General features: G+C 66.5%; 7 protein-coding genes. 2 read left to right on the forward strand and 5 right to left on the reverse strand.

Annotation, left to right across the window (positions count from 1 at the left end; all coding sequences use genetic code 11):
• Positions 1 to 303 precede the first annotated feature (303 nt).
• Both ACXJL8_RS20420 and ACXJL8_RS20425 read left to right on the forward strand, forming a co-directional pair.
• On the forward strand, positions 304 to 2,133 hold the full coding sequence (locus tag ACXJL8_RS20420) for an aminopeptidase P family protein (protein WP_456685469.1): 1,830 nt from the start codon (positions 304 to 306) through the stop codon (positions 2,131 to 2,133).
• A gap of 318 nt (positions 2,134 to 2,451) precedes the next feature.
• Positions 2,452 to 3,732 (forward strand): multidrug effflux MFS transporter, encoded by a 1,281-nt coding sequence (locus ACXJL8_RS20425; RefSeq protein ID WP_456622394.1) that lies wholly within the window; start codon positions 2,452 to 2,454, stop codon positions 3,730 to 3,732.
• Positions 3,733 to 3,830: 98 nt separating this feature from the next.
• Here ACXJL8_RS20425 and ligA read toward each other — a convergent pair whose 3' ends face one another.
• From ligA to ACXJL8_RS20450, 5 genes are all read right to left on the reverse strand, one after another.
• On the reverse strand, positions 3,831 to 5,984 hold the full coding sequence (gene ligA, locus ACXJL8_RS20430; protein WP_456622395.1) for an NAD-dependent DNA ligase LigA: 2,154 nt from the start codon (positions 5,982 to 5,984) through the stop codon (positions 3,831 to 3,833).
• Positions 5,985 to 6,142: 158 nt separating this feature from the next.
• Entirely contained in the window at positions 6,143 to 7,831 is a 1,689-nt protein-coding gene (gene recN / locus ACXJL8_RS20435) for a DNA repair protein RecN (protein ID WP_456622396.1), read from the reverse strand.
• Between the two features lie 13 nt (positions 7,832 to 7,844).
• Positions 7,845 to 8,747 (reverse strand): outer membrane protein assembly factor BamD, encoded by a 903-nt coding sequence (locus ACXJL8_RS20440; RefSeq protein ID WP_456622397.1) that lies wholly within the window; start codon positions 8,745 to 8,747, stop codon positions 7,845 to 7,847.
• 243 nt (positions 8,748 to 8,990) lie between these two features.
• Positions 8,991 to 9,953, reverse strand: a complete 963-nt coding sequence (gene lpxC / locus ACXJL8_RS20445) for a UDP-3-O-acyl-N-acetylglucosamine deacetylase (RefSeq protein WP_456622398.1) — start codon at positions 9,951 to 9,953, stop codon at positions 8,991 to 8,993.
• A 361-nt stretch (positions 9,954 to 10,314) separates the two neighbouring features.
• Positions 10,315 to 11,547: cell division protein FtsZ (locus ACXJL8_RS20450; RefSeq protein ID WP_456685470.1), on the reverse strand; the 1,233-nt coding region annotated here is incomplete at its 5' end.

Below are 11,547 nucleotides of genomic sequence, written 5' to 3' on the forward strand. Positions count from 1 at the left end.
GCTCGGCGAAACGGTCGATCATCTGGCTGATGAGGCCGCGGGGCTTCTTCGGTGTCGTTGCGGCCGGTGCGCGGCGGACCGGCGGCGAAATCTTCTCAAACGTGAACGCAGGCATCGTGTATCCCCTCGCCGTTGAGTAGAAACACTTGCTCGAATTTCCCTGTTATCCGGACGAAGCTCAGAGGCCGCATCCCTTTACTCCACTCGACCCAAGCGGACCTTTTTCAAGCACAGTCCATGCCAGATGCGCCGCGATTGCGTCCAGATTGCGGACTGATCCTCATGATCCTAAAGTGATCCACCATGTTCGAAGCACACTTCCAGACATTCGAGGAGCCGGAAGCCGGCGTCGCATTGACGGCGCGGCTTGCCGCACTTCGTGAAGAACTCGCCCGCCGCAAGCTGACCGGCTTCGTCGTTCCGCGCGCCGATCAGCAGCAGAATGAATATGTGGCGCCGTCGGAAGAGCGGCTCGCCTGGCTGACCGGTTTTACCGGCTCGGCGGGACTTGCGGTGGTTCTGACCCACGAGGCCGCGGTGTTCGTCGATGGCCGCTACACGCTCCAGGCGGCCAAGCAGGTCGACGCGAAGGCCTGGGCGGTGGAATCGCTGATCGATCCGCCGCCGGAAAGCTGGGTATCCGCGCATCTCAAATCCGGCGATCGCCTAGGATTTGATCCGTGGCTGCACACTTTTGCGGCAGCCGAGCGTCTATCCGCCGCCTGCGCCAGGGCCGGCGCCGAGCTCGTCGCGGTCGACAGCAATCCGGTCGACGCGATCTGGCAGGACCGGCCGCAGCCGCCGCTCGCCCCGGTCGCCGTGCACGGCGTGCAGCATGCCGGCCTCGGCGAGGCCGAGAAGGTCGCACAGATCCAGGGCGAGATCGCCAAGCTCGGCACCGAGGCGCTGGTGCTCTCCGACAGCCACGCGGTGGCCTGGACCTTCAACATCCGCGGCGCCGACGTCGCCCACACGCCGCTGCCCTTGTCCTATGCGCTGGTGCCGAAGGACGGCCGGCCGACCGTGTTCATCGACCACCGCAAGCTCTCCAACCTCACCCGCGACCATCTCGAGCAGTCTGCCGACGTCCGCGAGCCCGATGCGCTGGCGCCGACGCTGATGGCGCTGGCCACGAGCGGCGCGGCCATCGCGCTCGACGGCGCCACCGCGGCCGACGCGCTCAGCCGGCTGATCGCGGGCGCCGGCGGCAAGCCGGTGCGCGGCAGCGATCCGGTCGCGCTGTTGAAAGCGGTCAAGAACACCACCGAGATCGCGGGCACGAAAACGGCCCATCGGCGCGACGCGGTGGCGCTGGCGCGCTTCCTCGCCTTCATCGATCGCGAGGCGGCAAGCGGCAAGCTCACCGAGATCGACGCGGTGGAGGCGCTGGAAACCTTCCGCCGCGACACCGGCGCCTTGAAGGACGTGTCGTTCCCGACCATCTCCGGCACCGGCCCGAACGGCGCCATCGTGCACTACCGCGTCACCCGCAAGAGCAACCGGCGGATCGCACCCGGCGACCTGCTGCTGATCGATTCCGGCGCGCAATATCAGGACGGCACCACCGACGTCACCCGCACCATGGCGGTGGGCGAGCCGACGGCCGAGATGCGCGACCGCTTCACCCGCGTGCTGCGCGGCCACATCGCGATCGCGCGCGCGGTCTTCCCCGACGGCACCAATGGCGCACAGCTCGACACGCTGGCGCGGCAATATCTCTGGGCCGCCGGAATCGATTTCGAGCACGGCACCGGCCATGGCGTCGGCAGTTATCTCAGCGTGCATGAGGGGCCGGCGCGCATTTCAAAACTCGGCACCACGCCGCTGAAGCGCGGCATGATCCTCTCCAACGAGCCCGGCTACTACAAGACCGACGGCTTCGGCATCCGCATCGAGAACCTCGAGCTGGTGGTTGCGGCCGACATCACGGGCGCCGAGAAGCCGATGAACGCGTTCGAGACGCTGACCCTGGCGCCGATCGACCGGCGGCTGATCGATGTGGCGATGTTGAGCAAGGATGAGCTCGACTGGCTCAATGCCTACCACGCGCGGGTCAGGGCCGAGGTGCGGCCGGCGCTGGATGAGGCCACGCAGGCGTGGCTCGATCAGGCGACCGCGGAGCTGACGCGGTAAGCTCGCCATGCCGGCGCGCGCATGGCACTACGCGATTTGCGCAAGGCTCCCTCGCCACCATCGCTGTCATACCCCGCGCAGGCGGGGCATCCAGTACTCCAGAGACGGCAAACGTATGCTGAGAAGCCGCGGCGTACTGGATTCCCCGCTTTCGCGGGGAATGACAGCGGAGATGTTGCGCGAGCAACACGCCCAATCGGTCGCCATCGCGCTGCTATTATAACCGTCCCGGAATCCGTATAGCCGCATTCCGAAACGCCGATATCCGTCTTGTGCGAGCACGCTACAGTCCGATTCGAATTCGAGAAACGGACGCGCATGCACGGAATGATCAGCGGGCCGCCGGGAGCGGCAGCGAACAGCAATATTGCGACCTCGCGCGTGGTGTTGCTGCTGCTGGTCGTCATGACCGGCATTGCGCCGGTCTCGCTCTATATGCTGGTTCCGGCGCTGCCGCTGCTGGCGGCGAATTTCGGCAGCGACATCTCGATCGCGCAGATGACGGTGTCGCTCTTCATGGTCGGCATCGCCTGCTCGCAGCTCATCATGGGACCGCTGTCGGACAAGTTCGGGCGCCGTCCGGTCCTGCTCGCGGGCCTCGCGCTGATGGTCGCCGCGAGCCTCGCCTGCATCGTCGCGCAGAACCTGCCGCAACTGATCGCAGCGCGTTTCTTCCAGGCGCTCGGCGGCGCCACCGGCATGGTGGTGAGCCGCGCCATCATCCGCGATATCTATCCGCGCGAACGCGTCGCCTCCATGATCAGCCTCGTGATCGCGGCCCTGATGATCGGGCAGATGCTCTCGCCGCTCACCGGCGGCCTGATCGAGACCGCGTTCGGATGGCGCGCGATCTTCTATGCCATCACGGCCGGCGCGCTCGCGGTCGCCGTCGGCATTGCGCTGGCGCTGCCCGAGACGCGCCGCAGCCGCGCCGCCGGCAGCGGCTTTCGCGGCGACGTCGGCATGCTGATCAGGAATCGCGCCTTCATCGGCTACGTGCTGTGCCAGGTGCTGGCGTCCCAGATCATCTTCACCTTCGCCGGTGGCGGGCCCTACATCGTGGTGACGCAGATGGGCCGCAGCAGCGCCGAATACGGCGCGTGGTTCGCGACCTCCGGCTTTGCCTATCTGGTCGGCAACCTCCTGTGCGTGCGCTTCGCGCCGCGGCACGCGCTGGAGCGGCTGATCTGGTTCGGACTGGCGCTGCAACTGAGCGGCAGCCTCTTGAACCTGGTCTGGAGCTTCGCCGGCTGGAACGAGGCCCCGGCGTGGCTGTTCGGCACCCAGATGATCGTGATGGCCGGCAATGCCTTCGTGATGGCGAACTCCGCCGCCGGCGCGATCAGCATCCGCCCCGAGGCCGCCGGCACCGCCTCCGGCGCAATGGGCTTTCTCCAGCAGGGCATCGGCGCGCTGATGTCGCAATTCGGCGCCTATCTCGGCGGCCACTCCACCACGACGCTGCCGCTGACCTCCGCGGTCCTCGCGATCTCGCTGCTCTGCGCCGGCGTGATGATCTTCATCGTGCCCCGCCGCGAGATCGTGGTGGACGAGAAGCTGATCGAGCAGGCGGAGGAGGAAGAGAGCGGGATGATGTGAGGGGCTAGCGGGTCATTCCGGGGCGCACGAAGTGCGAACCCGGAATCTCGAGATTCCGGGTTCGATGCTTCGCATCGCCCCGGAATGACGGTGAGAGGTCACTCCCCGATCAGCTTCAGCCACTCGTCTTCGGTCAGCACCTTGACGCCGTGCTTGTTGGCCTCGGCGAGCTTGGAGCCCGCACCGGGACCGGCCACCACGAGGTCGGTCTTCTTCGACACCGAGCCCGACACTTTGGCGCCGAGGCGCTCGGCGGTCGCCTTGGCTTCGTCCCGCGTCATCTTCTCCAGCGACCCCGTGAACACCACGGTCTTGCCGGCGACGGCCGAGTTGCTCTTCGGCTTCTCGGCGTCGACGATCTCGACCTCCTTGGTCAGGCGCTCGACGATGCCGCGGTTGTGGCTCTCGCCAAAATAATCCGCGATGCTCTTGATCACGGTGTCGCCGATCTGGTCGAGCGCGTCCATCTCGGCCATCGCCTCCTCGTCGCCCTTGGCGACCTTGAGGCAGGCGTCGTGGAAGGCGTCCCACGAGCCGTAGCCGCGCGCCAGCGCCAGCGCGGTGGTCTCGCCGACATGGCGCATGCCGAGCGCGTAGATGAAGCGCTCCAGCGCGATTCTGCGCCGGCTCTCGATGGCGCCGAACAGATTGCGCACCGAGGTTGCGCCATAGCCCTCGATCTCTTCCAGCTTGAGCTTCGAATTGCGCTTTTCCAGCGTGAAGATGTCGGCCGGCTCTTTCACAAAACCTTCGTCGAAGAAGTACTGGAGCTGCTTCTCGCCTAACCCGTCGATGTCGAAAGCGCGGCGCGACACGAACAGTTTCAAGTGCTCGATCTTCTGATAGGGGCAGGCGAATTCGCCGGTGCAGCGCGCGCGTGAGCCCTCTTCACCGGCCGCGGTCTCCTCGCGCGTGACGTCGGTGTGGAGCGGGCACGGGCACGTCTTCGGGAAGTGGAATTCTTTTGCGTTCTTCGGCCGCTTGTCGAGGACGACGTCGACGACCTGCGGGATGACGTCGCCGGCGCGCTGGATCACCACGGTGTCGCCGATCCGGATGTCGCGGCCCTCGCGCAGCACCTCGCCCTTGTTGCCGATGCCCTTGATGTAATCCTCGTTGTGCAGCGTGACGTTCTGCACGATCACGCCTCCGACGCCGACCGGCTCGAGCTTGCCGACCGGGGTGAACGAGCCGGTGCGGCCGACCTGGATCTCGATGTCGCGCAGCACAGTCATGGCCTGCTCGGCCGGGAATTTATGCGCGATGCCCCAGCGCGGCGTGCGCGAGACGAAGCCGAGCCGCTCCTGCCAGTCGAGGCGATCGACCTTGTAGACGACGCCGTCGATGTCGTAGTCGAGTTTTGCGCGCTGCTCCTCGATTTTCTGGTGGAAGGCGAGCAGCTCCTCGACGGAGTGACACAGCTTCGTCAGCGGATTGGTCTTGAAGCCGCAGCGCTCGAACCAGTGGATCATGCCGCTCTGCGTACCCTCGGGCATCGCRCTCATCTCGCCCCAGGCATAGGCGAAGAAGCCGAGCGGGCGCGACGCGGTGATGGTCGGGTCTTTCTGCCGCAGCGAGCCGGCGGCCGAGTTGCGCGGATTGGCGAAGATGGTGCTGCCTTCGGCCTTCTGTCGCTCGTTGAGCGCCAGGAAGGCTTTCTTGGTCATATAGACCTCGCCGCGCACCTCGCAGATGTCGGGGACGTTGCGGCCCTTGAGCTTGTGCGGCACGTCTTCGAGCGTACGGATATTGGCGGTGACATCCTCGCCCTCCGCGCCGTCGCCACGCGTCGCCGCCGTGACAAGCTCGCCGCCCTCGTAGCGCAGCGACATCGAGAGCCCGTCGATCTTCGGCTCGGCGGAAAAATCGACCGCGTCGTCGGCGAGCTTGAGGAAGCGGACGATGCGGCCGACGAAATCGCGCACGTCTTCTTCGGCAAAGGCATTGTCGAGCGACAGCATGGGAACGGCATGCCGCACCTTCTTGAAGCGCCCGGAGGGCGCTGCGCCGACCTTTTGCGAGGGCGAGTCCGCGCTGACGAATTCCGGAAAACGCTTCTCGATCGCGTTGAAACGCTGGCGCAGCGCATCATATTCGGCGTCGGTGACCGATGGCGCGTCGTCCTGATAATAGCGCTTGTCGTGCCCTTCCAGTTCAAGGGCCAGCCGCATGTGCTCGACCTTGGCCTGTGCCTTGGTGAGGCCGGCGACGTCGGGAAGCGGCCTTGCTTTGGATTTTGCTGCTCTTGCCATGGTGGTTGAATACGACGGAGCGGGTAGGACGGTAAAGGCGTGTGGAAATCTCGTGCCCCGGACGCTGCGCAGCGCGAAACGGTGCGCTGCTGATCCGGGGCCCATGGGGCCGGCAGTCTGGATCCCGGCTCGCGCTACGCGCGTCCGGGACACGAAACCTAGGCCGTCGCCGCCTTGAGCAGCCGGTCCGCCGCCGCCCTCGCTTCCGCCGTGATCTCGGCGCCCGCGAGCATCCGCGCGATCTCCTCGCGGCGGTGGTCGGCGGCGAGTGCGTTGACGCGGGTGGCGACGCGCTTGCCCTTGTCGAGCGCATCCTTGGATATGAGCAGATGCTGGTCGGCGCGCGCAGCGACCTGTGGGGCGTGGGTGACGGCCATCACCTGCACCTTGCCGGCGAGCCGCGCCAGCCGCGCGCCGATGGCGTCGGCGACCGCGCCGCCCACACCGGTGTCGATTTCGTCGAACACCAGCGTCGGCGCCGAGCCGCGGTCGGACAGCACGACCTTGAGCGCCAGCAGGAAACGCGACAGCTCGCCGCCGGAGGCGACCTTCATCATCGGCCCCGGCTTGGTGCCCGGATTGGTCTGCACCCAGAACTCGACGCGGTCGAAGCCTTGCGGCCCCGGCGAACGCTCGTCGGTCTCGACCTGCGTCATGAACTTGGCGCGTTCGAGCTTGAGCGGCGCGAGCTCGGCATTGACCGCCTTGTTGAGCTTGTCCGCCGATTTCTGCCGCGCCATCGACAGCTTCTTGGCGGCCGCGGCATAGCGGGCATCGGCCTCGATCGCGGCCTGCTCCAGCTTCTTCAATCGCGAGGCGCCGGCATCGATCAGCACGACGTCGGCGGCGTATTTGGCGGCCAGCGCGGCAAGCCCGTCGACCGGCGTCGAATATTTGCGCGAGGCCGCACGCAAGCTGAACAGCCGCTCCTCGATGCGTTCGAGTTCGGCGGGATCGAAGTCGGTTGCGGCGAGCGCGGCCAGCAGATGCTGGTCGGCCTCCTCCAGCGCGTTGATCGCGACATCGATCGCCTTCACCGCGGGCTCGACCAGCGCCGGCGAATTGACACCGCGGCGCTCCAGCCGGCGCACCGCGGCCGAGAGCGCCGCGACCGGCGAATTATGGCCGCCGACCACCTCCTGCGCCTCGCGCAGGTCGGAGGCGATCTTCTCACCCTGCATCATGGTGGTGCGGCGGGAGGCGAGCGAGGTTTCCTCGCCGTCCTTGGGCGCGAGCTGCTTCAGCTCGTCGGAGGCGTGGCGCAGATAGTCGGCCTCGCGTGCGGCGCGCTCCATGCCGGTGCGATGCTCCTCCAGCGCGGTGTTCGCGGTGCGGCGCGCGTCCCAGAGCGCCTCGACAGCTGCCACATCCTTCTCGAGGCCGGCAAAGGCGTCGAGCAGGCGGCGGTGGGTGGCGGCATCGACCAGCGCGCGCTCGTCATGCTGGCCGTGGATCTCGACCAGCGCGGTGCCGACCGCCTTCAGCGTCTGCACGCTGATCGACTGGTCGTTGATGAAGGCGCGGGTGCGGCCGTCGGCGAGCTGGACCCGGCGCAGGATCATCTCGCCGGAATCCGCAGCCCCCATGTCCTCCAGGCCGTTCTCGGCCAGGATCTTCGTTGCAGGGTGATTCGTCGGGACATCGAACACGGCGGTAACCTGCCCCTGCTCCGCGCCATGGCGCACGAGGCCGGCGTCGCCGCGGCCGCCGAGCGCCAACGCAAAGGCATCGAGCAGGATGGATTTTCCCGCACCTGTCTCGCCGGTCAAAACCGCGAGCCCGGTGGCGAATTCGATATCGAGCCGTTCGATCAGGACGATGTCACGGATCGACAGACGCGCCAGCATGGAACCAAATTTCCTAGCCGAGACCCATTTTCTTGAAGGTCCTGCTGATCCAGGACCCCTGATTCTCGCTCGGTTCGAGACCGCCGGATTTTACAAGATTATACGCGTCCTTGTACCAGCGGCTGTCAGGAAAATTGTGCCCAAGCACGGCGGCCGCGGTCTGCGCCTCGCCGACGATGCCGATCGCCATATAGGCCTCGGTGAGGCGGAACAGCGCCTCCTCGACATGGCGGGTGGTCTGATACTGCGTCACCACGGCCTTGAAGCGGTTGATCGCGGCCGTGTAGTCGCGCTTCTGCATGTAGTAGCGGCCGACGTTCATTTCCTTGCCGGCGAGCTGGTCGCGCGCGCCCTCGATCTTGGCCTTGGCGGAGGTCGCGTATTCCGAGTTCGGATATTTGCGGTTCACCTCTTCCAGCGCGGCGATCGCCTTTTCGGTCCGGGCCTGGTCGCGGCTGATGTCGGGGATCTGGTCGTAATGGGACGCTGCAATCAGGTATTGCGCGTAGGCCGCGTCCGGGCTGCCGGGATGCAGGGTGACGTAGCGGGTGGCGGCGCCGATGCAGCCGTCATAGTCGCCGCCCTGGTAGGACGCATAGGCCGACATCAGCAGCGATTTGCGCGCCCAGTCGGAATAGGGATGCTGGCGGTCGACCTCTTCGAACTTCTTGTTCGCCGCCTTCATGTCCTTCTTTTCGTTCATGAGGTACAAGCCCTCATTGTAGATCTTGTCGGCGGGCTCTTCGACGAAGGTGTCGTCCTTGGCGGTGAACTTGTCCCAGAGCGCGCCGGTGCCGCAGCCGGCAAGCGGCAGCGCGAGCACCAGGAAGGTGGCGGCCCGGAGCAATCCACGGGCCCCGATCGAAGCCGCTGGCGAAACCGAGAGATATCCGCGCGCCATACGCTGTGCCGACATGAGTTTAAGCCCTGACGCCCTGTGATGCGGTGCCCGCCAGCCCATGAACTCCGTCATGGGCGCGAAATGTGAACGTGATGCCCGCCATGCGACCACGCCGGTGTAACCGAAAAACGATAGTTAACCAACCGGATAGGCAGGCATTCCGCCCGCATTAAGGCGAACGTGCCGCAATGCTAGCCGATCATGGTTACCAGCAGTTTCCCGGGGGAAGCAGCGGCCAACGCCTGCGATAACGGTCGGTCAGGACACATCCGGCCCGTAGGCGGCGGCGATCCGGCCGCCGACGATACCCCGGCCAACCTCGGCAACGGGACGCGAGGTGCGGCGGGCCGCCTCACCCTCGACCACCCGCCAGGCGGTCCGGTCGGCGAGCAGCGCGGTCAGAACGGCATGGTTGAGCTTGTGGCCGCCACGAACCGAGCGATAGGCGCCGAGCAGCGGCAGGCCGGCCAGCGCGAGGTCGCCGATGACGTCCAGAACCTTGTGGCGGGCGCATTCGTCGGCGTAGCGCAGGCCCTCGGTGTTGAGCAGCCGCTCGTCGTCGAACACGACGGTGTTGTCGAAGGAGGCGCCGAGCGCGTAGCCGGCGCTCCAGAGCCGGGCGACATCGCCCATCAGACCGAAGGTCCGGGCACGGCCGACTTCGCGGCGGAAGCGCTCGGCGCTCAGGTCGAAGGCGTAGCTCTGCTGGCCGATGACGGGATTGGTGAAGTCGATCTCGACCTCGACGCGGAACCCGTTGGCATGGGGCCGGATCTCGCCGAAGGAGTCGCCGACCTTGGCCGAGACCGGCTTCAAGACCTGGATGAAGCGGCGCTGCGCCGATTGGGTGACGATGCCGGCCTGATCGATCGCCGCAATGAAGGCCGCGGCGCTGCCGTCCATGATCGGCACTTCCGGACCATCGATCTCGATGGTGGCGTTGTCGACGCCCATGCCCCGCAGTGCAGCGAGCACATGCTCGGCGGTGGAGACCAGCGGGCCGGTGCGATCACCAAGGACGGTCGCGAACTCGGTTGCGATCACCTGATCGGCGGTCGCCTGCACTTCGCGGTCACATCCCTCGAGGCCGGTGCGGACAAAAACAAAACCGGCATCGATCGGCGCAGGGCCGAGGGTGACGGTCACGGGAAGACCGGAGTGAACGCCGACGCCTGCCACCGAGGCTTGCGCACGAAGCGTTGTTTGCCGGCTAAATTTCATCAGGAACCCGCCCCACTACGACCCATTGCGACTTATACAAGACCCGACTGAGTGGCCATGGCCGACTGTCCGAATCCGTATCCCCAAGTCACGGCAAACCATAGTCACTGCCTCAAACAGCGCCAACTCACGCTTTTTTACCGATTGTTACCCCAAACCCGCCGTATTCGCGCCAAGGCTTAACCAAATTACGCCGGGGTTTGGGGCTGCTATCGGCAGCCTTACTGAATCATCCAATACATAATTAACTATTTAGAATCAGTTGCTTGGCGGCTGCACCCGGGTATTCACGGGATCAAAGGAAAGGTCCCGGCAAGCTTCCCGCCGGGACCTTTTTGCATCTGCCTTGTTGTAACAATCCTTACGTCGCCTGACGCCGCAGGAAGGCGGGGATATCAAGATGGTCGTCTCCCTGTGGCGCCGGCGCAACAGGCGCCGGGCGGCCATGGGCGTCGAGACCCTGCGGCGCGGACCGGCGAGCATATTCCGATACCGGCTCGTTGGATGCGATCTGCTGCGCGACGGACCGCTGCGGCTTGCGATCGGGCAGCGGCGGCATCGCCGGGCCGGCGGTGCGGGCTGCGATCGGCGGCTCGCTCTCCTCGTCGCGACGGCCGAGGCCGACATTGGCGAGGCGCTGGAGCAGCGACAGGCGGGTCTTCTGCGGCGTCTCCTCCTCGACCTCGCCGCGGGCCTGGCGAAGCTCGGCCTGGGCCGGCATCGGCAGTTCGTCGATGCGCGGCATCCGCGGGGCGCGGGCCGGCCCACGCTCGGCCTGCGGGGGGATGAAGGTTTCCGGCGTCATCGGCTCCTGCATGGCGAGCGGGGTCTGCTCGGGCTCCGGGAACAGGGTCGGCTTCTGCGCGATCGGGCGCACGGTGACGTCGCCATAGGTCTGCATCGGCGCGGGCGCCTGCGGGACGTCCGCAACGGCGGCGGCGATGGCCGCGAGGGCGGCACGCTCGACATTGGGACGCGGTGCGGCGGGCGCGGCGGCCGGGATCTGCGATTCCAGCTTCTGGGCACGCTCGGCCATGCGCTGATTGTCGGCGCGCAGCCGTGCGGTCAGGTCGGCGAGCCGGCTCTCGGCAACAGCGGCCGGAGCCGGCGCCTGCTGAGCCTGGGGGGCCGGGTTCGCAACCGGAGCGCTGGTGGCCTGGGTGTTGCGGGCGATCGCGGCCTGCTCGATGCCGGTGGCAACGACCGAGACGCGGATCAGGCCGTCGAGCGCTTCGTCGAAGGTCGCGCCGACGATGATGTTGGCGTCCTGGTCGACCTCCTCGCGGATGCGGGTCGCGGCTTCGTCGACCTCGAACAAGGTGAGGTCCTTGCCGCCGGTGATCGAGATCAGCAGGCCCTTGGCGCCCTTCATCGAGCTGTCGTCGATCAGCGGGTTGGCGATCGCGGCTTCGGCGGCGGTCAGCGCGCGCTTGTCGCCGGAGGCCTCGCCCGTGCCCATCATCGCCTTGCCCATCTCCTTCATCACCGCTCTCACGTCGGCGAAGTCGAGGTTGATCAGGCCTTCCTTGACCATCAGGTCGGTGATGCAGGCAACGCCCGAGTAGAGCACCTGGTCGGCCATCGCGAAGGCGTC

The organism is Bradyrhizobium sp. P5_C11_2 (assembly GCF_054049755.1).